This window comes from Stenotrophomonas sp. GW821-FHT02D01, assembly GCF_059421765.1.
This window is the reverse complement of record NZ_JBWKVP010000006.1, coordinates 176,995-199,939: the sequence shown is the minus strand read 5'-3', so window position 1 is coordinate 199,939 and position 22,945 is coordinate 176,995. Positions and strand designations below refer to the sequence as shown.

The following is a 22,945-nucleotide window of genomic DNA, read 5'->3' as shown; positions in this document are numbered from 1 at the left end:
CCTCCACCTCGTGTTGACTGAACAATGCGCCGGCCGGTGTATAAATCGAATGAGCGGCTGACGCTTACTTGGCTAGAATAGCCTGATGATCCAGATCTCCGACACTGCCCAGACCCATTTCCGCAAGCTGATCGAACGCGAGGGCGTGCCCGGCATGGGCGTGCGCTTGAGTGCGGTCGATCCTGGCACCCCGCGTGCCGACGCCCGGCTGGAGTTCGCCGAGCCGACCGATCTGCTCGGCGACGAGTGGGCGGTGGACTGTGATGGCTTCACGCTCTATGTCGACTCAAGCAGCGTTGGCTGGCTCGATGGCGCGGAGATCGACATCGTGCCCGGTACCGCTGGTACCCAGCAGCTGACGATCAAGGCGCCGCGGATCAAGGGCGAAGCGCCCGGCGATGCCGCCTCGCTGGTCGAGCGCGTGCACTGGGTGGTGGAAAACGAAGTCAATCCGCAGCTCGCTTCGCACGGTGGCAAGGTCGCCGTGCAGGAAGTCTCGGCCGACGGCGTGGTGCTGCTGCGCTTCGGCGGTGGCTGCCAGGGCTGCGGCATGGCCGACGTCACCCTCAAGCAGGGCATCGAGAAGACCTTGATGGGCCGTGTGCCTGGGGTGACTGCGGTGCGTGACGCTACCGATCACGACAGCGGCCACGCCCCGTATATTCCGCGCGGCAACGCCGCCTGATCGCCAACGCGTGCCTCTGCCCAGAGCCGAGCAACTCATCGACCTGCTGCTGGCGCGCCAGCAGCGACCGCCCATCCTCGAGAAGAGCACTGGCCTGCCGTACGGCTGGGCGATCTGGCTGCGGACGCTGACGCCGCTGCCGCGTCCGTTCCACGCGCGCGAGGTGATTGCAGTGCTGCTGCCGCGGCCGCTGCCCGGGCCTCCGGGGCGCTTGCCGGGGCTGGGGCCATGGGCGTCCCTGCGGCGCCTGTTCTGGCAGGACTGGGATCCGGCGCCGCGTGACCAGCGCTGGATGCGCTGGACCTCGGCACTGCTCAGCGCGTTGCTGCATCTGTTGTTCTTCCTGCTGCTGCTGTGGGTGGCGGTGATCCGCACGTCTTCGCCGGACGAGCAGGGCAGCGAGGGTGAGCGCGTGCAGATTGAATTCGTCGGCCGTGCTGCACAGGAAGGCGGCGGCGACCAGCCCGGTGCCGAGGCGGCTGCCGCCGCGGAGGCCGGTGCTGTAGCCGCAGGCCAGGATGCCGGAGCGGCGACAGCGCCCCGGCCGCAACCGTCTGCACCTGCGCCGTCTTCTACTGCCGCTGCCACGGCACCGACCGCAAGCGTGCCGCCGCCGCCCGAGGTGGAGCCGGCGCCGGTGGCCGCACCGCCGCCCTCACCGGTACAGGCGACCGAGGTTGCAGAGGCGACCGCCGAATTCGTGGTGCCGCCGGTCGCACTGCCGCGCACCGAGGTCAGCATCGTGCCTCGCGACACCATTCCGACGGTGCGCGAGCGCAGCGTGCTGCCGGTACAGGCTGCGCCGATAGCAACGCCGGTACGCACGCCCGACGTGGCAGTGCAGGCTCCCCGCGTGCGCGATGTGCAGGTGCAGGAGCGCGAAATCAGCACGGTCGAAGCGCCGGTGGCGCCGCAGCCGATGCGGACCACCGACATCCAGGTACGCGTGCCGCAGCGCGACGTACAGGTGCGCGAGCGCGAAGTGCAGGCCGTGACCGATCCGCAGGTGCGCATGGCCACCGTCGCAGGGCGCGAGCCCACGGTGCGTGCGCCTGCCGGGCGCGAGGTGCAGGTGCGCGAACGGGAGGTTGCTGCCGCGCCGCAACCTGCCGCGTCGACTGCGGCAGGCAGCGCGACCACGCCGACGCCGGCACCCGCCGGCAGTTCGGCCCAGAACAGCGCCAGCGTGGCGCGCCCTGCGACGACCAGCACCGCCGCGGCACAGGCGGGCGCCCGTCCGGCACCAACCCCGGGCAACTGGGCAACGCCCGCACGCGGTGACGACTGGGGCGCTTCCAGCCGCAATCGCGACGGCGCCAACCAGGGCGCCGCGCAAACCAGTGCGGGCAAGGGCGACGGTCTGTTCAACGCTGACGGCAGCGTACGCGTGGCCGGCCAGGACGGGGCCGGCAAGGCCGAGCGCGGCGCACCCGGTGGGGCCAACGACGGCTGGAGCAAGGAGCGCATCGCCGAGTCCGGCAAATGGTTGAAGCGGCCGCCGTACGACTACACGCCTACCTCGTTCGACAAGTATTGGGTGCCGCAGGAATCGCTGCTCGCCGAATGGGTGCGCAAGGGCGTCAAGGCAATGGAGATTCCGTTGCCGGGTACCAGCACGAAGATTTCCTGCGTGATCTCGATCCTGCAGGCCGGTGGCGGCTGTGGCCTCACCGATCCGAACATGCAGGACCAGCCCGCAGTGGCGCGTCCGCCGCCGGATATCCCGTTCAAGAAAGAGCTGCAGGAAGATAACGGCAGCCGGTAGGGTGCCGCATCCACGCATGGCGTGGATCTACTGTGCATCCAGCTGCGCCGGGTAGATCCACGCCATGCGTGGATGATCCATGCGCTTCACGTGCAGGCCGACCAAGGTCGGCCTCTACCAGGTCATTCGCTCTGCGACAGGAACACCCAGAACGGGACGTCGCGACCTACCCAGTCACGGCTGGCTTCATCCAAGATGTCCAGCAGCGTGTCGAACTCCTTGCCTGCACCGGCGCGCAGGGCATCGACATCGGCCAGGAACAGCGCATAGCCATGAGCAGGCAACCACTGCAGGTCGCGCAGGTTGTCGGCCAGTGCATCCCAGTTGCCGCCGAAGCCGGCAGGGAAATCAAGCTGGGCGGCCAGCCGCGCCAGCAGGGTGCGCTTGTCGCTCACGCCATCCAGGTCGATCCGGATCACCTTCAGGTCGGCATCGCGCATCGCTGCCGACAGTGCGCTGATATCGGAGCTGTTGATCGCGTAGACGCCGGCATTGTTGATGTCATGCAGGCCGAGGCCGAAATCATCGTGGCTCATGGGCGTTCTCCGGAGGCCGGTACGGTGAAGCTGCGGAACGATTCGTAGTGATCATCGGTGTAGTACCAGGCATCGGGCGGGTTGCCACCGGTGACGATGCGCCGCGCGCCGCGGTTGCCTGCACCGGGCGTGTCGACGGTGTACTCGCGGTAGTAGCCACGCGGGCGCTGTGGCAGCTGTTGTTCGCGGTTGCCGAAGGTGCTGCCATCCTGCCGATGCGGGAACGGGCCGCCGCGCTGGATCAGCGCGATGGTCTGGCGGGCCTCGGCCGGAAGGAAGCCGGGCAGGCCGCTGTCGCTGCTGCTGTTGCTGTTGCTGTTGCTGTTGCTGTTGCTGCGCAGCGCCGGTGCGTTGGCCGCCGGAGTGCCCTGCAGGTCGGGCGCGAACTGCGGCGGCGGCGGCCGCTGCAGGAAATGATTGACGACCAGGCCGAGCAGCAGCAGGACGATGGCAGTGATCAACAGCCGGGGGTTGCGCATGGGCAGGAGCAGGCAAGGGTGGTGCGCCCACTGTAGCGCCTGCGCGCTGCACCCTGCATGAGGGCGAGCGCCGCGTCACCGCTGCGTAACAATTGCCGGCATGCTCACCTGCAGGACGCAATTTCCTTTACATCCCCCTTGGTAATCTGGCGGTCTGTCCCCATCATTCACCGCGCAACGCCCGACACCGTCGGGTGCCCTCGCAATCAGGAGATGCATCATGGCCTATACCCTGCCCAAGCTGTCCTACGCCTACGACGCGCTGGAACCGCATATCGATGCGGCGACGATGGAAATCCATCACACCAAGCATCACCAGACCTACATCAACAACGTCAACGCGGCGCTGGAAGGCACCGAGTACGCCGACCTGCCGGTCGAAGAACTGGTGAAGAAGCTGAAGTCGCTGCCGGAGAACCTGCAGGGTCCGGTGCGCAACAACGGTGGCGGCCACGCCAACCACTCGCTGTTCTGGACCGTGATGGCCCCGAACGCCGGTGGCAACCCGGTGGGCGATGTGGCCAAGGCGATCGACAAGGACCTAGGCGGCTTCGACAAGTTCAAGGACGCCTTCACCAAGGCTGCGCTGACCCGTTTCGGCAGCGGCTGGGCATGGCTGAGCGTGACCCCTGACAAGAAGGTCGTGGTCGAGAGCACCGGCAACCAGGACAGCCCGCTGATGGAAGGCAACACCCCCATCCTCGGCCTGGACGTGTGGGAACACGCGTACTACCTGAAGTACCAGAACCGTCGTCCGGAATACATCGGCGCGTTCTTCAACGTCATCGACTGGAACGAAGTCGAGCGCCGTTACCAGGAAGCGATCGCCTGATCGCAGTGCCTGCGTGAAGTGGAAGGCCGGGGGAGACCCTGGCCTTTTTTGTTTGCGCATCGGTGGTGCCGGCCGCTGGCCGGCAACCTCACGACGGTCCTGGCAGGAATGTTGCAGTTGCCGGCCAGCGGCCGGCACTACCCGCGGGCGGAGTCATTCGGTAGTGGCAGCCACGTCCTGCAGCCGCAGCGTCGCCATCACGCCCAGGCGCAGGCCGGGCAGGTCGCCGTCGGCAGGCAGCACGATCGCCTGTTGGCGGATGCCGCCGAAGTGCTTGACCTGGAACAGGACATCCAGCCCATGGCCACTGGCACCACCGCCGCTGGCCGCCGGTGCGCCGGGATTGCGTCGGGCCGGCTGGAAGCCAGGCGTGCTGCGCACCAGCTCGACGGTGCTTGCGGAAAAATCCCCGGCGATCAGGCTCGGCATGCCCTCGGCCGTGGCGCCGATCCAGGTCATCAGGTCGCTGGTCTGATGCTGCCGGGCCGTGGCCTCATCCGGCTCCGGCCGCAGGCGCGCGACGTAAACGTTGACGTCGTTGTCGCCCAGCCGCAGGCGCATCATGCCGGCGGCACTGAAGGTGCCCGGCGGATGCAGCAGGGTGACGCCGTCCTCGCTGACCGGCAGCCGGCTGAGCATCGCGTTGCCATGCCGGACCGGCTGGCTCGGCGGGTCTGCGGTGACGAAATCGCAGCTGTAGCGCAGCCGGCTGGCCAACCAGCAGGCCGGGTTGCGCCCTTGCTGCTGCAGGACCTGCTGCACCGAGATCACATCCGGCTGCAGATCGGTCAGCAGCTGCAGCACCTGTTCGCGGCGCTGCTTCCATTGCGCTTCATCACGGCTGGGCAGTTCCAGCGCGGCGACGGTCAATTGCCGGACCTCCGTGGCAAGGCCGGCGGCCGGCGGCGCCTGCGGTCGTGCCAATGCAGGCACGGCCAGCATGAGGGCAAGGCTGCTGGACAGGATGCGGGCAAAGGGGAGGGGGCGCATAACGATAAGTTTACGCTTTTGCCGTGCAGGTTCCGTGACTTCCGGCAGGGCCGCACATGCCTGCCATGCTTTGGCGCGCCTGTCATGCAGCCCTGCAGCGTGCTTCGCACGCACAGGTTCCGGTACTCTTGCGCCTTTCGTTTTGCAGGAATGCCTTACAGGATGAGCCACGACGCAGTCGCCCCCATCGCCGGCCAGGGAAAGATGCCGCGCCAGATCCCGTACATCATCGGCAATGAGGCCTGCGAGCGGTTCAGTTTCTACGGGATGCGCAACATCCTGGTGCAGTTCCTGATCACCTCCCTGCTGCTGCAGGAAATCACGGCCGAAGGCCGTGCCGGTGAAGCCAAGGACATCATGCACAGCTTCATGATCGGCGTGTATTTCTTCCCGCTGCTCGGTGGCTGGCTGGCCGACAAGTTCTTCGGCAAGTACCACACCATCCTGTGGTTCAGCCTGGTCTACTGCATGGGCCATCTGTGCCTTGCGCTGTTCGAGGGCAGCCGTGGCGGCTTCTTCCTCGGCCTGGGCCTGATCGCGCTGGGCGCCGGTGGCATCAAGCCGCTGGTGGCCTCGTTCATGGGCGACCAGTTCGACCAGAGCAACAAGCACCTGGCCAAGATCGTCTTCGACGCCTTCTACTGGATCATCAACTTCGGCTCGTTGTTCGCCTCGCTGCTGATCCCGCTGGTGCTGAAGAACTGGGGCCCGCAGTGGGCGTTCGGTATTCCGGGCATCCTGATGTTCATCGCCACCTTCGTGTTCTGGCTGGGCCGCAAGCGCTACGTGCTGGTGCCGTTGCCGCCGAAGGACCCGCATTCGTTCGCCAATGTGGTGCGCACCGCGCTGACCACGCGGGTGGCCGGCCAGGGCCGTCCGGGCCTGGTGATCGCCGTGCTCGGCCTGGTGCTGGCGGTGGCCTCGTTCGGCCTGGTCGGCTCGCTCGGCATCGTGATCTGCCTGTGCCTGGCGCTGGTCTCGATCCTGGCGGGCATCGGTGGTGGCACCTGGCTGCAGCTGGACCGCGCGCGTGGCCAGCATCCGGCCGAAGCCGTGGAAGGCGTGCGCTCGGTGCTGCGCGTGCTGGTGATCTTCGCCCTGACCACGCCGTTCTTCTCGCTGTTCGACCAGAAGGCCTCGACCTGGGTGCTGCAGGGCCAGCAGATGCAGATGCCGAGCTGGTTCACCGCCTCGCAGATGCAGGCGCTGAACCCGCTGCTGGTGATGATCCTGATTCCGTTCAACAACCTGGTGCTGTACCCGGCCCTTCGCCGCTTCGGTTTCGAGCCGACCGCGCTGCGCCGGATGACCGCCGGCATCGCCTTCAGTGGCCTGGCCTGGATCGTAGTGGGTGGCATCCAGGTGGTGATGGATGGCGGCAACGCGATGTCGATCTTCTGGCAGATGCTGCCGTACGCGCTGCTGACCTTCGGTGAGGTGCTGGTCTCGGCCACCGGCCTGGAGTTCGCCTACAGCCAGGCCCCGCAGGCGATGAAGGGCGTGGTGATGAGCTTCTGGAACCTGACCACCACCATCGGCAACCTGTGGGTGCTGCTGTCCAACGCGGCGGTACGCAACGACACGGTCACCCACAAGATCGCCAGTACGGGCCTGAGCGAAGCGGCATTCCTGATGTTCTTCTTCGCCGGTTTCGCCTTCGTCGCGGCGTTGGCCTTCGGTTGGTATGCGAAACGCTATCGTATGGTCGACAACTACCGCACCGCCTGAGCCTGACATGACCCCCGTCAATCTGCTGTTGATCGCCATCACCGCCATCCTGTCGTGGATGGCGTTCAACAACCGCAAGCTGGCTGACCGCCTGATCCTGTGGCCGCCGGCGGTGGATCGCCATCGCCAGTACGACCGCCTGATCACCTACGGCTTCATCCATGCCGACTGGTCGCACTTGATCTTCAACATGATCACCCTGTTCTTCTTCGGGGGGTTCATCGAGAGCGTGATGGTGCAGCTGACCGGCAGCTACCTGGTCTATCCGGCGTTCTATGTCGGTGCGTTGCTGGTCTCGATCCTGCCCAGCTACCTGAAGAACCAGAAGAACCCGAACTACCTCAGCCTCGGTGCGTCCGGGGCGGTGTCGGCGGTGCTGTTCGCCTTCATCCTGATCAAGCCGTGGTCGATCATCCTGGTGTTCTTCATCCCGGCGCCGGCGATCGTCTATGCCGCGTTCTACGTCGGCTACAGCATCTGGATGGACAAGCGCGGTGGCGATCGCATCAACCACAGCGCGCACCTGGCCGGTGCGGCGTTCGGCGTGATCTTCATGCTGGCCATGCAGCCGAGCATCTTCAGTCACTTCCTGCGCGAGCTGTCCAACCCGACCTTCCGCCTCGGCGGCGGCTGAGGGTGGCCGGGGTCGGATCCACTGGATCCGACCCCCGGGGCCGCGGCCCCGCTCCGGGTCAGGCCCGGGTCTGCTGACCGTAGGTATCGAGCAGGCGGGAGAAGACTTCCTCGCCGATGCTCTGGAACGCCTGGTCTTCGGTCTGTCCCTCCACGGCCAGTTGCAGCAGGCCCTCCAGCAGGGCGTGATCGGTATCGGATTGGGAATCGCTGGGGTGCATCACGGGCCTCCACGGCAGATCGCTTGGTCAACTGTCGCAAGGGGCATGCCAGGCTGGCGCACCCCTGCAGAGGGGTTAGCGGCCGGCTGGCCTGAAGCTTGAGGGCAACAACTGACGCAACGGGCGCAGACTTGTCCCTGTTCAGACTTCACGCGATCATGGCGCCCGCGTGCGCACCATCCACGCAGTCGCCGCAGGAGACAGTCCCATGGCTTCGGTCACGCCCCCCGGTCTGGCTTACGAGGTCGAACACGATCAGGTCAACCACCGTTTCACCGCCCGCGTGCGCGGGCAGGTGGCACTGTTGGAGTACCAGATCAAACGCAGGCGGATGGTCATCACCCATACCGAAGTGCCCGAGCCGATCGCCGGACGTGGCATTGCCGGTGAGCTGACCCGGGTCGCACTGCGTTTCGCCCGTGAGCAGAAGTACAAGGTGGTGCCGGCATGTGCCTATGCCGAGGCCTTCCTGCAGCGGCACGAGGAGTACCACGATCTGCTTGTGGGCTGAATCCAGCGGGCCACCCTTCAGCCAGGGCAGGCGATGATGCATGAACATGAACAGGGGATCCCGATGAAGATTGGAAACAACCGGCCACTGCACGCCAGCGTGCTGGCCGGCGCTATGGGCGTGCTGTTGCTGGCCGGTTGCCAGCGCGAGAACGAGGCGGCTCCGGCCACCGATGCGGCACCTGCGGCCGAAACCACCGGCACCGCCGAGGCACCCGCAGCGGAAGCGCCGTTGGATCTGCGCGATGTGATCGAGAACAACGAACGTGAAGTGGTCGGCATCAGCTACCCGGCGGGCATTGATCGTTATCCGGGCCTGGCACGCGCGCTGCAGGCCTATGCCACCTCCGCCCGCAGCGATCTGCAGCAGGCGCTGGACGGCCTGGGCAACGACAAGCCGACCATGCCCTATGAGCTGTCGCTGAGCTTCGAGAAGCTGCTGGAGACGCCGCAGCTGGTGGTGGTCAGTGCCGACGGCAGCCGCTACACCGGCGGCGCCCATGGCGAACCGCTGGTTGCTCGTTTCGTGTGGCTGCCGGCGCAACAGCAGATGCTGAGCGCCGACAAGCTGGTGGCCGATGCCAAGGGCTGGAAAGCGATCAGCGATTTCGTCGCCGACCAGCTGCGTGAGCGTGTGGCCACCCGCCTCAGCGGCGAGGACATGGACCCGTCGCAGCTGCAGGAATCGCTGCGCAATGCCTCGCGGATGATCGCCGACGGCACCGGTCCGCAGGCCGATAACTTCAGCCAGTTCCAGCCGCTGACCGATGACAAGGGGCAGATCACCGCGCTGCGCTTCGTGTTCCCTCCTTACCAGGTGGGTCCATACTCGGACGGCACCCAGACCGCCGATGTGCCGGCCTCGGTGTTGTTGCCACACGTGGCCAAGGACTACGTGGAGCTGTTCGCACGCGGGTAACCGTAGACGAGGAGGTGACGTGGATACAGGGTTGCAGGAGCGGGTCACCGGCCTGCTCCACGAGGCCGGGGTCCAGATCGATGGAACCCGCCCGCAGGATATCCAGGTGCATGACCCGCGCTTCTTCGCGCGGGTCATCGCGCACGGCTCACTCGGCCTGGGCGAGAGCTACATGGACGGCTGGTGGGATGCCAACGTCCTCGATGAATTCCTGTTCCACCTGATGCAGGCGCACCTGGACGAACGGGTGCACGGATGGCGCGAGGTGGCCGACGCCCTGAAGGCGCGCCTGTTCAACCTGCAGGCCGGGGCGGGCAGCTACGAAGTGGGGCGCCGCCACTATGACCTTGGCAATGACTTGTACCAGGCGATGCTCGGCCAGCGCCTGGTCTACAGCTGTGGTTACTGGCGCAATGCCGATGATCTGGATGGCGCGCAGGAAGCCAAGCTGGATCTGGTGTGCCGCAAGCTCGGGCTGCGTCCCGGGCAACGCGTGCTGGACATCGGCTGCGGTTGGGGTGAGGCGCTGAAGTTCGCCGCCGAGCGATACGGTGTCAGTGGCGTGGGCATCACCATCTCGCAGGAGCAGGCCGACTTCGCCCGCGAGCTGTGCGCTGGCCTGCCGATCGAGATCCGGCTGCAGGACTATCGCGAACTTGACGAACCTTTCGATGCGATCTTCTCGATCGGCATGTTCGAACACGTGGGCGACAAGAACTACCGCCGCTTTTTCGACGTGGCCCGGCGCTGCCTTTCGCCGCGGGGACTGCTGCTGTTGCATACCATTGGCAGCAACATTTCGCGCCACCGCACCGATCCGTGGATCGCCCGCTACATCTTCCCCAATTCAATGCTGCCGTCGGCGGTGCAGATCAGCCGGGCGTTCGAAGGGCGTTTCGTGCTGGAGGACTGGCACAACTTCGGTACCGACTACGACCTGACGCTGCAGGCCTGGCGGCGCAACGTGGAAGCGGCGTGGCCGCGGCTGGACGCACGTTATGACGAGCATTTCCGGCGCATGTGGCGGTTCTATCTGGCCGGATCGATGGCCAGCTTCCGCTGCCGGCATGCGCAGCTGTGGCAGCTGGTGCTGTCGCCGGAGGGCGTGCCCGGGGGATATGTGGCGCCACGGTGATCGCCAGGAATATCCATGCATGGCGTGGATCTACTGGGATCACGCAACCCTGCGGTAGATCCACGCCATGCGTGGATGACCCAACAAAAAAACCGCCCGGTCTCCCGGGCGGTTTTCGTTTCACGCTATGCGGTGTCGGCGATCAGTTGCCGGTGCCGGTCAGGCCACGCTTTTCCAGCAGCGGTTCGATCTGCGGCTCGTGGCCGGCGAAATCGCGGAACAGCTGCATCGCATCCACGCTGCCACCCTTGGACAGCAGGGTCGCGCGGAAGTGGTCGCCGTTCTTGCGGCTCAGGCCGCCGTTGTCGCGGAACCACTTCTGGGTGTTGGCGTCGAGCACTTCCGACCAGATGTAGGCGTAGTAGCCGGCCGAGTAGCCGCCCATGATGTGGCTGAAATACGGGGTCCTGTAGCGCGGCGGAACCGGCGCATAGTAGATGCCGTCCTTCTCCAGCGCGGCGCGCTCGAAGGCCATCACGTCCTTGGCGGCCGGGACCTGGTCCGGGCCGATCTGGTGCCAGCGCTGGTCGAGCATGGCGGCGCCCAGGTATTCGGTGGTGGCAAAGCCCTGGTTGAACTTGGCCGCGGCCAGCACCTTGTCCAGCAGTGCCTGCGGCATTGCCGAGCCATTCTGGTAGTGCTTGGCGTAGTTCTTCAGGATGGCCGGATTGTCGGCCCACATCTCGTTGACCTGCGAGGGGAACTCGACGAAGTCGCGCGGCACCGCGGTGCCCGAGAAGTACGGGTACTTCACGTTCGAGAACATGCCATGCAGGGCATGGCCGAACTCGTGGAAGGTGGTGCTCACTTCATCCCAGGTCAGCAGCGTCGGCTGGCCGGCCGGCGGCTTGGGAATGTTCAGGTGATTGGCCACCACCGGCTTGAAACCGGTCAGCTTGGACTGCGAGACGTACGAGTTCATCCACGCACCGCCGCGCTTGGAGGCGCGTGCGTACGGGTCGAAGATGAAGATCGCCAGCTGGCTGCCGTCGGCATCGAACACGTCATAGACGGTGACGTCATCGTGGTAGACCGGCAGGTCGGTGCGCTGCTTGAAGGTCAGGCCGAATTCCTGGTTGGCGGCGAAGAACACGCCGTTCTCCAGCACGTTCTTCATCTCGAAGTACGGCTTCAGCTGCGATTCGTCGAAGTTGTACTTGGCCTGGCGCACCTTCTCGCTGTAGAAGGCCCAGTCCCACGGCTCCAGCTTGAAGGTCGGCTTGCCGGCGGCCTTCTGTTCCTGGTCGATCATTGCCTGCAGGTCGGCGGCTTCGCGCTTGGCGTTGGCCACCGCTGCCGGTGCCAGCTTGCCGAGCATCGCATTGACCGCTTCGGGGGTCTTGGCGGTCTGGTTGGTCAGGTTGTAGGCGGCGAAGTTGGCAAAGCCCATCAGCTTGGCCTTGTCGGCGCGCAGCTGCATGATGCGCGCGACCAGCGCGGTGTTGTCGAACTCACCGCCGCGGCTGCCGCGGGTGGTGGACGCTTCGTAGATCTTCTGGCGCAGGGCACGGTTGGCCAGGTTGGTCAGCGGCGGCTGGCCGGTGGTGTTGAGCAGGGTGATCACGTACTTGCCGTCCAGGCCACGGGCCTTGGCGGCTTCGGCGGCAGCGGCGATCTGCTCCTTGGACAGGCCGTCCAGTTCCTTGACGTCGTTGACGGTGATCGCCGAAGCGTTCACTTCCGACTGCACGTTCTGGCTGAACTTGGTGCCGAGGTTGGCCAGCTCGGCGTTCATTTCCTTCAGCTTGGTCTTGTCGGCCTCGGACAGCTTGGCGCCGGCGCGCACGTAGTTGTCGTAGTACTTCTCGACCAGGCGAACGCCTTCAGCGTCCAGGCCCAGGGTGGCGCGGCTGTCATACAGCGCCTGGATGCGCGCGAACAGCTTGCCGTTCAGCGCGATCGCATCGCTGTGCGCGGCGAACTTCGCCGAATAGTCGGCCTGCAGCTTCTTGCGGGTGTCGTTGGTGTCGGCGCCGACCAGGCTGAAGAACACGGTGGTCGCGCGGTCCAGGGTGTCACCGCTCTTTTCCAGGGCGATGATGGTGTTGTCGAAGGTCGGCTTGGCCTTGGTGTTGGCGATCGCCTCCACTTCCTTCAGCTGCTGCGCCATGCCGGCGTCGAAGGCCGGGGCGAAGTCGCTGTCCTTGATCTTGTCGAACTGCGGGAAATGCAGCGGCAGCGGGCTGTCGGCGAAGAACGGATTGGCCTGCTGGGCATTGGCAGCGGTGGCCGGGGCGGCGGCGCTGGCCGAATAGGCGGGCAGGGCAAGGCCGAGGGTCATGGCCACGGCAAGGGCAAGGCGGGTGGTCAAGGTCGATACTCCGGTAAGGCAAACAAGGGCCCGAGGGTAACCCGGCCCGGCGCGCCCGCACTTGTGTCAAAAGACATGTTGGCAAAGCCGCCCCGCAGCAGGGCCACCCTCTGGCTGGTTGCCCGGGTACCATGCAATCACCGCCCACGGCCCACCGCCATGACCACTGCCTACGATTTCAGCTTCCGTGACCTTGAAGGCCAGCCGCAGGCGTTGGCGCAGTACCAGGGCCGTCCGTTGCTGCTGGTGAACGTGGCCAGCCGCTGTGGCTTCACCCCGCAGTACACCGGGTTGGAACAGCTGTGGCAGGACTATCGTGATCGCGGCCTGGTGGTGATCGGATTTCCCTGCAACCAGTTCGGTGCGCAGGAGCCGGGCGATGCTGCGCAGATCCGCCAGTTCTGTTCGATTGATTACCCGGTCAGCTTCCCGCTGTCGCAGAAGATCGAGGTCAACGGCGAGGGTGCCGACCCGCTGTGGGCATGGCTGTCGCAGCAGAAGCGCGGGCTGCTGGGCATCGCCCGCATCAAGTGGAACTTCAGCAAGTTCCTGGTCGATCGCCAGGGCCAGGTGGTGGATCGCTATGCGCCGACCACCAAGCCGGAGCAGCTGCGCGGCGGCATCGAAGCGCTGCTCTGAAGGTAGTGCCGGCCGCTGGCCGGCAACCCCGTGGTTGCAGCAGAACCGGCCAGTGGCCGGCACTACCGTTGCAGCTTATTTCTCGACGAACGCGCGCTCGAACACGTAGTGGCCGGGCGTACCGATGCGCGGCGAGGTCTGGAAACCGCGGCTGTCCAGCACGGTGCGCAGGTCGGCCAGCATCTGCGGGCTGCCGCAGATCATCGCGCGGTCGTTTTCCGGGCTCAGCTCGGGCAGGCCGAGGGTGCGCTGCATCTCGCCGCTTTCCATCAACGAGGTCAGGCGGCCCTGGTTCGGGAACGCCTCGCGGGTCACGGCCGGGTAGTACAGCAGCTTGTCGCCGACCATTTCGCCCAGGAACTCATGCTCGCGCAGTTCCTTCTCGAAATAATCGCGATAGGCCAGGTCCTTTTCGTAGCGCACACCGTGGCACAGGATCACCTTGTCGAAGCGCTCGTAGGTCTCCGGGTCCTTGATCACCGACAGCCACGGCGCCAGGCCGGTGCCGGTGCCCAGCAGGTACAGGTGCTTGCCCGGATGCAGATCGCTGATCAGCAGGGTGCCGGTGGGCTTCTTGCCGACCAGTACCTTGTCGCCTGGCTTGATGTGCTGCAGGCGCGAGGTCAACGGACCGTCCTGCACCTTGATGCTGAAGAATTCCAGCTGTTCTTCCCAGTTGGCGCTGGCGATGGAGTACGCGCGCAGCAGCGGCCGCGCATCGGTCTCCAGGCCGATCATCACGAACTGGCCGTTCTCGAAGCGGAAACCGCTGTCACGGGTGAGGGTGAAGCTGAAGTAGGCGTCGGTCCAGTGGCGGACCTCAAGCACCGTTTCGGCGCCGAAAGCGGAGGACATGGGCGTATCTATCGGAAGTCGTCGGGACAATTCTATCTCAAATGAGACAGGTTCTCATTAGGCGGAACGAGAGGCGTTCTCAGCGATAACCGGCCGCCTGCAGTTCGAACAGCTCGGCATAGCGACCGCCCTGTGCCATCAGCTGCTCATGCGTGCCGCTGGCTTCGATCCGGCCATCGGCCAGTACAAGGATGCGGTCGGCCATGCGCACGGATGAGAAGCGGTGGGAAATCAGCACCGCAGTGCGATTATCCGCCAACTCCCTGAACCGCTGGAACACCTCGAACTCGGCGCGGGCATCCAGTGCTGCGGTGGGCTCGTCCAGGATCATCACCTGTGCGTCGCGCATCCACGCCCGGGCGATGGCGATCTTCTGCCACTGGCCACCGGACAGGTCCACGCCCTGCTTGAAGCGGCGGCCGATCTGCTGGTCGTAGCCGCCGGGCAGGGCAGCGATCACTTCCTCGGCCATGCCGCGGCGGGCGGCATCGGAGATCCGCGCGCGGTCGTCCATCGCTTCGACCTGGCCGACACCGATGTTCTCGCCGGCACTGAGGTTGTAGCGCACGAAATCCTGGAAGATCACGCCCAGATTGGCGCGCAGGTCGTCCAGGTCGTAGTCGCGCAGGTCGCGCCCATCCAGCAGGATGCGGCCTTCGTCCGGTTCGTACAGGCGTGCCAGCAGCTTGACCAGGGTGGTCTTGCCCGCGCCGTTCTCGCCGACCAGCGCCAGTACTTCGCCCGCGTGCAGGTGGAAATCCAGGTGGCGCACGGCCCATTGCTCGGCATCGGGGTAGCGGAAGCCCACGTCCTCGAACACGAAGCCCTCGCGGATCGGCTGCGGCACGCGCACCGCGTCCTTTCGCGAATGGATTTCCGGTTCGATCTGGAAGAACGAATACAGGTCGTCCAGGTATAGCGCCTGGCTGGCGACCTGCGAGAACCCGATCAGCAGGCCTTCCAGCAACTGGCGCAGGCGCAGGAAGCTGCCGGCGAGGAAGGTCAGATCGCCGATCGAGAAATCGCCGCGCACCGTGCGCCAGGCGATATAGGCATACGCGGTGTAGTAGCCCAGCGTGCCCAGCGCGGCCAGCAGCGTGCCCCAGAACGCACGCCGCCGGGCGAGCGCGCGGTTGGCCAGGAACAGCGCCGCCGACAAGCTGCGGTAACGGTCGACCAGGAACCGGTGCAGGTTGAAGATCTTCACTTCCTTGGCCGTCTCCACGCTGGCGCCGAGCTGGCGCAGGTAGTCCAGCTGGCGGCGCTCCGGCGTCCACAGGAAGTTGAGGCTGTATCCGGCCGCATTGAAGTGCGACTCGCCGATGAACGCCGGCACCAGCGCCAACGCCAGCAGCAGGATCAGCCACGGTGCGTAGACCAGCAGGCCGACAGCCAGGCTGGCGACGGTGATCGCATCCTGCACCTGGCCGAACAGCTGGCTCATCAGGTTCATCCGGCCCATGGTCTGGCGCCGCGCACGGTCCAGCTTGTCCTGCAGCTCCGGATCCTCGAAATCCTCAAGATCCAGGGTCGCCGCATGTTCCATCAGGCGCACGCTGGTGGCGTTGGCGAACAGTTCCGACAACAGGGCATCGGCGTAGCTGACCAGGCGGCCGAGCAGGTCCGAGCCGATCGCCAGGCCCAATTCCAGCGCCAACAGGCCGAGCAGCGGATTGAGCAGCCCGCTGGACAGTGCCTCGCCCAGCGGTGGGAAGCCAGCATCGTGCTGGCTGAGGTGCAGCGCGGTATCGATGATCAGCTTGCCGACGTAGAGCATCGCCACTGGCAGCAGCGCACGTATCAAGCGCAGGCCAAGGCTGGCCAGGGTCAGCACACGGCTGGTCTGCCACACCTGTCGCAGGAATGGCGGCAGGTTGCGCATCGCCTTGAAGCGTTGACGCAGGCTGGGTTTCTTGGCGCCGGCAGCGCCGGCAATGGGAGAGGCGGGCATGCCGCCATTGTGCGCGCCTGATACGTGCAGGTGGGGTCAGGGCAGCCGTGTGGCGGCCGGGGTCGGATCCCTTTGCTGCGCAAAGGGGTCTGACCCCACCAGCCAGATCGGGTCAGAGCCCTTCGCGTTGCGAAGGGATCCGACCCAACCACATCCACGCATGGCGTGGATCTACCGTGTCGACCAAGGTCGACACCTACCAACAGCTGCAGGAACCTGACCCACCCGGCTGGCCCCCTTTTACGGCAGCGGCGGCAGCAGCCCCGCCCCCAGCCGGTTCCAGGCATTGATCACTGCAATGCCCATGCTCAGGTCACTGATGCCTTTCTCATCAAAGTGCGGTGCCAGCGCATCGAACGCCGCCTGCGACGGTGCGCCATCGGTCAACCGGGTCAGCGCCTCGGCCCAGCCCAGCGCCGCGCGTTCGCGGTCGTCGAAGAAGCGGCTTTCGTGCCAGGCCGGCAACGTATCCAGCTTGCGCGGCTCGATGCCGCCCTTGCGCAGCGTGGTGGCATGCATGTCCATGCAGTAGCCGCAGCCGTTGAGCTGCGACACGCGCAGGAACACCAGTTCCATCAACGTCGGATCGATCGAACTGTCATGCACTGCCTTGCTTGTGGCCAGCAGGCCCTTGAAGGCCTCGGCGGCCAGGCGGGTGTAGGGAACGCGGGGAGAGGCGTGGTCGGACATTTTCGGCTCCACGGCGGCCACGGTGGCCGCCTTTCACTACCAGGACGCCGCAGCATCGCCGCGCGTGACAACCGACGGCAATTTGTTCGGATTGAGCACGCTGTAGAGATTGGCGATGCGGCCATCGACCACTTCGATGGTGGTGATCGAGTGCAGGTGGTCGCCTTCGAAACGCAGGATCGCCGGTTCGCCATTGACGTAGCCGAGCTGTGCCGGATGCGCCGCGCCGCGACGGGCGATGGCCCAGTACAGGCGGCCGATACGCTCGGCACCCAGCAGTGGCCGCACCGCTGCGGTGACCACGCCACCGCCATCGGAAACCAGCAGCGCGTTGGCATGCAGCAACGCCTGGATGGCCTCGCTGTCGCCACGCTGGGAAGCGTCCATGAAACGCGCCAGCAGCTGCCGGTGCTGGCTGGCATCGGCATTGAAGCGCGGCCGCCCAGACTGCAGGCGCTGCCGGGCCCGGTGCACCAGCTGGCGGCAATTGGCCTCGCTGTGGCCGATCAGCTCGGCAATCTCGCGGTAGTCGTGGTCGAAGGCTTCCTTCAGCAGGAAGGCGGCGCGCTCCTCGGGGCCGAGCTGTTCGAGCAGGGTCAGGAAGGCCACGGAGACGTCGTCGGCCAGTGCGTGCAGCTGCGCAGGGCCGGGCGCCGGGTCGGGTTCGAGGGTGATCGCCAGCGGTTCGGCCAGCCACGGGCCGACGTAGTGCGCGCGCTCGCGCTTGGCCGCCCGCAGCCGGTCCAGGCCCAGCCGGGTGGTGGTGGTCACCAGCCAGGCCTCGGGGTCGACGATGGCGGCCGCATCGCTGCCGGCCCAGCGCAGCCAGGCGTCCTGGACCACGTCCTCGGCGTCGCTGCGGCTGCCAAGAAGGCGGTAGGCCAGCGCCATCAGGCGTGGGCGGTGGGTCTGGAAGGCGGTTTCGGCGTTCATGTGGGCAAGGACGCGCCAGCGGGGCGCAGCGTGACAGAGGGCAGGGTCGGATCTTGCCGGCCAGCGGCCGGCACCACCACCCCACGGTCGAGGGAGGGGGTAAAATGGGCGGATTACCCCCGCCAGCCTTCAGCAAGCGAGCAATCCGTGACATCGATCAAGCAGGAAGACCTCATCCAGTCCGTCGCCGACGCGCTGCAGTACATCTCGTACTACCACCCGGTCGACTACATCAAGAACCTTGCCGCCGCCTATGAGCGCGAGGAGTCGCCGGCAGCGAAGGAGGCGATCGCGCAGATCCTGATCAACTCGCGGATGTGCGCCGAAGGCCATCGGCCGATCTGCCAGGACACCGGCATCGTCACCGTCTTCCTGGAAATCGGCATGGACGTGCGCTGGGATGACGCCACCATGGGCGTGGAGGACATGGCCAACGAAGGCATCCGCCGCGCCTACCTGTACCCGGACAACAAGCTGCGCGCTTCGGTGCTGGCCGATCCGGCCGGCAAGCGCATCAATACCAAGGACAACACCCCTGGCGTGGTCAACGTCAAGGTGGTGCCGGGCAACACCGTGGAGGTGATCGTTGCCGCCAAGGGCGGTGGCTCGGAAGCCAAGACCAAGTTCGCCATGCTCAACCCGTCCGACTCGATCGTCGACTGGGTGCTGAAGACCGTGCCGACCATGGGCGCGGGCTGGTGCCCGCCGGGCATGCTCGGCATCGGCATCGGCGGCACTGCCGAGAAGGCGATGCTGCTGGCCAAGGAAGCGTTGATGGAGCCGATCGACATCACCGAGCTGCAGGCCCGTGGTGCGTCCAACCGCATCGAGGAGCTGCGTCTGGAGCTGTACGAGAAGGTCAACGCACTGGGTATCGGTGCGCAGGGCCTGGGTGGCCTGACCACCGTGCTCGACATCAAGATCAACGACTACCCGACCCACGCAGCCAACCTGCCGGTGGCGATGATCCCGAACTGCGCCGCCACCCGCCATGCGCACTTCACCCTGGATGGCAGCGGCCCGGTGATGCTGGACCCGCCGTCGCTGGAAGACTGGCCGAAGCTGACCTACGACGCGTCCAAGGGCACCCGCGTGGACCTGGACACGATCACCCCGGAAGACGTGGCCAGCTGGAAGCCGGGCCAGACCCTGCTGCTCAACGGCAAGCTGCTGACCGGCCGCGACGCCGCGCACAAGCGCATGGTCGACATGCTCAACAAGGGCGAGGAACTGCCGGTCGATCTGAAGGGGCGCTTCATCTACTACGTCGGCCCGGTCGATCCGGTGCGCGACGAAGTGGTAGGCCCGGCCGGTCCGACCACCGCCACCCGCATGGACAAGTTCACCGAGCAGGTGCTGGCACAGACCGGCCTGCTGGGCATGGTCGGCAAGGCCGAGCGCGGTCCGGCCGCGATCGAGGCCATCAAGAAGCACAAGTCGGCCTACTTGATGGCCGTCGGTGGTTCGGCTTATCTGGTGTCAAAGGCGATCAAGGCGGCCAAGGTCGTCGGCTTTGCGGACCTGGGCATGGAAGCGATCTACGAGTTCACCGTGGAAGACATGCCGGTGACCGTGGCCGTCGATTCCACCGGCGAGTCGGTGCACAAGACCGGCCCGCGCGAGTGGCAGGCCCGCATCGGCAAGATTCCTGTCGTGGTGGAGTGATCGGCGCGGCGTCGACCACGCCTGTCCGATTGCAGAACGGCGCCCGGGTGGCGCCGTTCTTCGTTTAACGATTGCAACCGCGCGGCTTTGCTAGGGTGTGCGCGTTGCCAGGCAAGGGAAGCTGTTTGTGCGTCAAGGAATACGCATTTTTTTCGCCGCAGTCGCCCTTGCCTGGCAGTCTTCCGGTCTATTGAACAAGGAGCGTCCTGTGAACCTGTTGCGTAGCCTTTCCCTTGTCACCCTGCTGGTCATGGCCGGCTGCAGTACGTCATCTTCGTCGTATGGCGGTGGCGGCGGCTTCAGCGCCGGTGCCCAGTGCCAGATGCAGTGCCAGGCCAGCTATCGCAGCTGCATGGCCGAAGACCAGGGAATCGGCAGCCGCCAGTCCAGTTGCGAGCAACAGGTGGCACCGACGCCGGACAAACGCTGCAAGGACATCGAGCATCCTGAACTGCGTCGTTCCTGCGAGTTGAAGGCGCACGACTGTGCGCTGCGGGCGCCGATGATGGGCTGCGGCGAGCGTCGTGATACCTGCATGAGCACCTGCGGCTGACCACGCCGGGGACAGCGCGCATGATCAGCCGTTCCCCGCCCAGGACAGGTCCTATGCGCACCACCTTGTATGGTTCCACCAGCACCGCCGCGCTGGTGGTGCATTGGCTGCTTATCGAGCTCGGCATCGAGCACGAACTGGTGCTGCTCGATTTCGAAACGCGCGAGCACAAATCAGCTGGCTACCTGGCGCTCAATCCGGCGGGCAGGGTGCCGACCCTGTTGATCGACGACCAGGTACTGACCGAGGCGGCCGCGATCGCGCTGTATCTGGCAGACCGTCATCCGCAGGCAGGGTTGTTGCCTGCCGTCGGCACGCCGGAACGCGGCGAGGCCTATCGCTGGATGTTCTGGTGCGCCAACACCGTGCAGCCGGCCTACCGCGCCTGGTTCTATCCGCAGGAGGCTGCAGGAGGCGAGTGCATCGAGGCCGTGCGTACGATGGCACGGCAGCAGCTGGAGGCGGCCTGGCAGCACGTTGCCACACACCTGCAGGACGGCGGTCCCTACCTGCTCGGCGATGCGCCGGGCGTGGTCGATTTCATGCTGGTGATGTTGATGCGCTGGTCACGCAACATGCCCACGCCCAGCGACCACTGGCCGGTGCTGAAGGCGTATGCGGATCGCCTGAAGGCGCGCCCGGCGTTCGCCGAGGTCTATCGCCGCGAAGGCATCACCGACTGGCGGTAACCCGTTCTGTAGAGCCGAGCCATGCTCGGCTCTACCAAAGCGGGGCGGGTTACAGGATCTCCAGCACCGTTTCCGGGGGCCGGCACAGGCGGGTACCCTTCGCGGTGCGTACCACCGGGCGGTTGATCAGCCGTGGGTGGGTGGCCATCGCGGCCAGCAGGGCGTCGTCATCGCTTCCCTGCAGGCCCAGGGCGGCAAACTCGGGTTCCTTGCTGCGCACCAGTCCGGTCGCGGCCAGGCCGGATTCGGCCAGTACCTGGCGCAGCGTGGCCACGTCGGGCGGGCTGCCGAGATAGTCGATCACCACCGGTTCGAAGCCGGCGTCGCGGATCAGCTGGAGCGCACCGCGCGAGTTGCTGCACGCGGGGCTGTGCCAGATCGTCACATCCATCAGAACCACTCCAGCAGGGACACGCCCACGCCGACGTAGGTCGCCTTGTGGTTGTAATCGATCAGGCTCTCGCCATAGCCGTCGAAGATCTGCACATGGCCGCGCAGCAGGTTGCTGATCGGGAAGCCGTAGTCCAGCTGCAGCGCACCGTGCGAGCGGTCACCGGTGCGCAACGAGTGGCGCGCCATCAACGAGACCTCGTGACCCTTGTGGTTCCAGGTCAGGGTCGCGTCGCCGCGGCCCATGTAGTCCTCGATGTCCGGGTTGTTGTCGTCGCTGCGGGTCTCGGGAATGCGGTACCAGGGGCGCAGCACCAGTGCCCAGTTCTCGCGGTCGAGGCCGACGTTGAGGATCACCCGGTTCCAGCTGCGCGACAGCGGATCGGCACGGCCGTTGGACTGGTGGTTGAGGCTGATGCCGGTCATCCGCCCACGCCAGCCACCGATCGAGTAGCCGTTGCGGAACACCATCATCACTTCCGGCTCGTAGTTGGTCTCGCGGAACGGGCGCGAGTCCTCGCCGTTGTAGGCCTGCCAGCGCGAACTCTGGGTGTAGCCAGCCCAGATGTCGCCGTTGTCGCCGAACAGGTTCTCGGCGATCTTGGTCTTGAAGCTGATCTGGAACTTCAGCTCGGCGCTGTCCAGCACCTGCGGGGTGGTCACGCTGTTGGCCGGGTTCGGCGAGTGCGGCATGGTGTTGCGATCACTGGTCCAGAAGGCCGGCAGCAGGTACACAGGCTTGTACGCACGCAGCTGGAACGGGCCCAGCTTGGAGTCCTCGGCCAGTTCCCAGCGGCTGTCCAGCAGCGAACCACGGCCGGCGTTGGCAAGTGCGCTGTCCGGCGCTTCGGAACGGAAAAGATCGCTGACACGTTCGCGCAGTTTTTCCTCGCCCTGGCTTACCCGCGTGGTGTCGCGCTGCTCACGGCGCGCCTGTGCGGCGGCTTCGGCGGCGGCGTCAGCTTCGGCGGTGGCCTGCGGCGTGCGCCCGAACTGGCGGTCGTAGCAGGCCAGACGTGCCGCATCGGTAGTGATGGCTGCGCAGGCGGCCGGCGAGGCCTCGGCGCTGGGCGCGAATTCCTGAGCTGCCAGTGGCGCGCTGGCCAGGGCCAACGCCAGCGGTGCAAGACGGGGAAACAGCGGAGAGAGGGTCATTGCAGCAGGCCCTTCGGAATGAATGCGGAAAGAGGGACAGTGTGGCGGCTGCATCCGGTAACGGCCAGCCCCACGGGTTTATGCCCGGCGTGTACGTGCGCGCTGCGTGAAGGCCGCATGCCTCACAGGAACCAGGCGAAGGCGAACAGGCCCAGCATCGCGATCACCAGCGCCAGCTTCAGTGCCAGGCCCAGCAGGATGCCAAGCCAGGTGGCCAGCCCGACCTTGGTCGAGCGGCCGAGCTCGCGGGTATGCCAGTACTCGCCCAGCAGCGCGCCCAGCAACGGCCCTGCGAACAATCCGATCGGCATGAAGAACAGGCCGACGATGCTGCCTATGAAGGTGCCCCAGAGCGCTTTGCGGCTGGCGCCCACGCGCTTGGCGCCGACCACGGTCGCCAGCACGTCGACCAGCAGCGACAGCGCCGTCAGCACGCCGAGGATCAGCAGGGTGGGCCAGCCGACATGGACGAAGCCGTCTGCCCAGGCCGCCAGTACCAGCCCGATGAAGACCAGCGGGATACCCGGCAGGGCCGGCAGGACGATGCCTGCGATGCCGATGAGGACAAAAATGACCGCTAGCAGATACAAGATGAATGAGAGGTCCATGCTGTCCAGTATGGTTGTCTTTTTGGGGTTGACAGTGAAAGGTTTTTGCCAGTTGCTTTTTCGTTTTGGTCGG

24 protein-coding genes are annotated in these 22,945 nt (G+C 65.9%); 12 read left to right on the top strand and 12 right to left on the bottom strand.

Features of this window, described 5'->3' with window-relative positions; all coding sequences use genetic code 11:
• Window positions 1-85 precede the first annotated feature (85 nt).
• Complete coding sequence (locus tag AC07UW_RS14105; protein ID WP_059064642.1) at window positions 86-685, top strand: NfuA family Fe-S biogenesis protein; 600 nt, start codon at window positions 86-88, stop codon at window positions 683-685.
• 10 nt (window positions 686-695) lie between these two features.
• The gene (locus AC07UW_RS14100) at window positions 696-2,450 is read left to right on the top strand and encodes a hypothetical protein (RefSeq protein WP_495212267.1); all 1,755 of its coding nucleotides are present in this window, start codon (window positions 696-698) and stop codon (window positions 2,448-2,450) included.
• A 122-nt stretch (window positions 2,451-2,572) separates the two neighbouring features.
• Here the strand turns inward: AC07UW_RS14100 and AC07UW_RS14095 are convergent, their stop codons facing one another.
• Together AC07UW_RS14095 and AC07UW_RS14090 are read right to left on the bottom strand one after the other, a co-directional pair.
• Complete coding sequence (locus AC07UW_RS14095; RefSeq protein WP_495212266.1) at window positions 2,573-2,986, bottom strand: barstar family protein; 414 nt, start codon at window positions 2,984-2,986, stop codon at window positions 2,573-2,575.
• Window positions 2,983-3,465: a guanyl-specific ribonuclease gene (locus AC07UW_RS14090; protein ID WP_495212265.1), complete on the bottom strand. Its 483-nt coding sequence runs from the start codon at window positions 3,463-3,465 to the stop codon at window positions 2,983-2,985. The genes AC07UW_RS14095 and AC07UW_RS14090 overlap by 4 nt, the downstream gene beginning before the upstream one ends.
• A 220-nt stretch (window positions 3,466-3,685) precedes the next feature.
• Between AC07UW_RS14090 and AC07UW_RS14085 the strand changes: the two genes are divergently transcribed.
• A complete protein-coding gene (locus AC07UW_RS14085; RefSeq protein ID WP_005410310.1) occupies window positions 3,686-4,297 on the top strand; it encodes a superoxide dismutase in 612 nt (203 codons plus the stop codon).
• A gap of 153 nt (window positions 4,298-4,450) precedes the next feature.
• Here AC07UW_RS14085 and AC07UW_RS14080 read toward each other — a convergent pair whose 3' ends face one another.
• Window positions 4,451-5,287 (bottom strand): endonuclease/exonuclease/phosphatase family protein, encoded by an 837-nt coding sequence (locus tag AC07UW_RS14080; RefSeq protein WP_495212264.1) that lies wholly within the window; start codon window positions 5,285-5,287, stop codon window positions 4,451-4,453.
• Window positions 5,288-5,449: 162 nt separating this feature from the next.
• On the opposite strand from AC07UW_RS14080, the gene AC07UW_RS14075 reads away from it, so the two are divergent.
• On the top strand, window positions 5,450-7,015 hold the full coding sequence (locus tag AC07UW_RS14075) for a POT-type proton-dependent oligopeptide transporter (protein ID WP_495212263.1): 1,566 nt from the start codon (window positions 5,450-5,452) through the stop codon (window positions 7,013-7,015).
• A gap of 7 nt (window positions 7,016-7,022) precedes the next feature.
• Window positions 7,023-7,649, top strand: a complete 627-nt coding sequence (locus tag AC07UW_RS14070; protein ID WP_025876742.1) for a rhomboid family intramembrane serine protease — start codon at window positions 7,023-7,025, stop codon at window positions 7,647-7,649.
• A 58-nt stretch (window positions 7,650-7,707) separates the two neighbouring features.
• Here AC07UW_RS14070 and AC07UW_RS14065 read toward each other — a convergent pair whose 3' ends face one another.
• Complete coding sequence (locus tag AC07UW_RS14065; protein ID WP_162887673.1) at window positions 7,708-7,869, bottom strand: hypothetical protein; 162 nt, start codon at window positions 7,867-7,869, stop codon at window positions 7,708-7,710.
• A gap of 208 nt (window positions 7,870-8,077) precedes the next feature.
• On the opposite strand from AC07UW_RS14065, the gene AC07UW_RS14060 reads away from it, so the two are divergent.
• Genes AC07UW_RS14060 through cfa form a run of 3 tightly spaced genes read left to right on the top strand, consistent with a single transcriptional unit; the run spans window position 8,078 to window position 10,433 of the window.
• Entirely contained in the window at window positions 8,078-8,380 is a 303-nt protein-coding gene (locus AC07UW_RS14060) for a GNAT family N-acetyltransferase (protein WP_025876743.1), read from the top strand.
• A gap of 36 nt (window positions 8,381-8,416) precedes the next feature.
• A complete protein-coding gene (locus tag AC07UW_RS14055; protein ID WP_025876745.1) occupies window positions 8,417-9,298 on the top strand; it encodes a DUF3298 and DUF4163 domain-containing protein in 882 nt (293 codons plus the stop codon).
• A gap of 19 nt (window positions 9,299-9,317) precedes the next feature.
• Entirely contained in the window at window positions 9,318-10,433 is a 1,116-nt protein-coding gene (cfa, locus tag AC07UW_RS14050; RefSeq protein ID WP_495212262.1) for a cyclopropane fatty acyl phospholipid synthase, read from the top strand.
• Between the two features lie 142 nt (window positions 10,434-10,575).
• Here cfa and AC07UW_RS14045 read toward each other — a convergent pair whose 3' ends face one another.
• The gene (locus AC07UW_RS14045; protein ID WP_223495704.1) at window positions 10,576-12,744 is read right to left on the bottom strand and encodes a M3 family metallopeptidase; all 2,169 of its coding nucleotides are present in this window, start codon (window positions 12,742-12,744) and stop codon (window positions 10,576-10,578) included.
• 159 nt (window positions 12,745-12,903) lie between these two features.
• On the opposite strand from AC07UW_RS14045, the gene AC07UW_RS14040 reads away from it, so the two are divergent.
• Window positions 12,904-13,383: a glutathione peroxidase gene (locus AC07UW_RS14040; RefSeq protein WP_032978822.1), complete on the top strand. Its 480-nt coding sequence runs from the start codon at window positions 12,904-12,906 to the stop codon at window positions 13,381-13,383.
• A gap of 75 nt (window positions 13,384-13,458) precedes the next feature.
• On the opposite strand, the gene AC07UW_RS14035 is transcribed toward AC07UW_RS14040, so the two are convergent.
• The 4 genes from AC07UW_RS14035 to AC07UW_RS14020 form a co-directional block, all read right to left on the bottom strand.
• The gene (locus AC07UW_RS14035; protein WP_140225775.1) at window positions 13,459-14,238 is read right to left on the bottom strand and encodes a ferredoxin--NADP reductase; all 780 of its coding nucleotides are present in this window, start codon (window positions 14,236-14,238) and stop codon (window positions 13,459-13,461) included.
• 79 nt (window positions 14,239-14,317) lie between these two features.
• On the bottom strand, window positions 14,318-16,189 hold the full coding sequence (locus tag AC07UW_RS14030; protein ID WP_223495701.1) for an ABC transporter ATP-binding protein: 1,872 nt from the start codon (window positions 16,187-16,189) through the stop codon (window positions 14,318-14,320).
• Between the two features lie 240 nt (window positions 16,190-16,429).
• Complete coding sequence (locus AC07UW_RS14025; RefSeq protein ID WP_099784772.1) at window positions 16,430-16,879, bottom strand: carboxymuconolactone decarboxylase family protein; 450 nt, start codon at window positions 16,877-16,879, stop codon at window positions 16,430-16,432.
• A 36-nt stretch (window positions 16,880-16,915) separates the two neighbouring features.
• Window positions 16,916-17,812, bottom strand: coding sequence for an RNA polymerase sigma-70 factor (locus AC07UW_RS14020; RefSeq protein ID WP_336029835.1), 897 nt, complete (start codon window positions 17,810-17,812; stop codon window positions 16,916-16,918).
• Between the two features lie 147 nt (window positions 17,813-17,959).
• Here AC07UW_RS14020 and AC07UW_RS14015 point away from each other — a divergent pair, with 147 nt between their 5' ends.
• The 3 genes from AC07UW_RS14015 (at window position 17,960) to AC07UW_RS14005 (ending at window position 20,719) form a co-directional block, all read left to right on the top strand.
• The gene (locus tag AC07UW_RS14015; RefSeq protein WP_025876754.1) at window positions 17,960-19,477 is read left to right on the top strand and encodes a fumarate hydratase; all 1,518 of its coding nucleotides are present in this window, start codon (window positions 17,960-17,962) and stop codon (window positions 19,475-19,477) included.
• 250 nt (window positions 19,478-19,727) lie between these two features.
• The gene (locus AC07UW_RS14010) at window positions 19,728-20,030 is read left to right on the top strand and encodes a hypothetical protein (RefSeq protein WP_263292067.1); all 303 of its coding nucleotides are present in this window, start codon (window positions 19,728-19,730) and stop codon (window positions 20,028-20,030) included.
• 53 nt (window positions 20,031-20,083) lie between these two features.
• Window positions 20,084-20,719: a glutathione S-transferase family protein gene (locus tag AC07UW_RS14005; protein ID WP_223495698.1), complete on the top strand. Its 636-nt coding sequence runs from the start codon at window positions 20,084-20,086 to the stop codon at window positions 20,717-20,719.
• Between the two features lie 49 nt (window positions 20,720-20,768).
• Here AC07UW_RS14005 and arsC read toward each other — a convergent pair whose 3' ends face one another.
• The 3 genes from arsC to AC07UW_RS13990 form a co-directional block, all read right to left on the bottom strand.
• Window positions 20,769-21,110 (bottom strand): arsenate reductase (glutaredoxin), encoded by a 342-nt coding sequence (arsC, locus tag AC07UW_RS14000; protein WP_223495696.1) that lies wholly within the window; start codon window positions 21,108-21,110, stop codon window positions 20,769-20,771.
• Entirely contained in the window at window positions 21,110-22,264 is a 1,155-nt protein-coding gene (locus tag AC07UW_RS13995; RefSeq protein WP_032978835.1) for a phospholipase A, read from the bottom strand. Before AC07UW_RS13995 ends, arsC begins: the two co-directional genes overlap by 1 nt.
• A 122-nt stretch (window positions 22,265-22,386) precedes the next feature.
• Window positions 22,387-22,872 carry a DUF456 domain-containing protein gene (locus AC07UW_RS13990; RefSeq protein ID WP_033831531.1) on the bottom strand — a complete coding sequence of 162 codons (486 nt, stop codon included), beginning with the start codon at window positions 22,870-22,872 and terminating at the stop codon, window positions 22,387-22,389.
• Window positions 22,873-22,945: the final 73 nt, after the last annotated feature.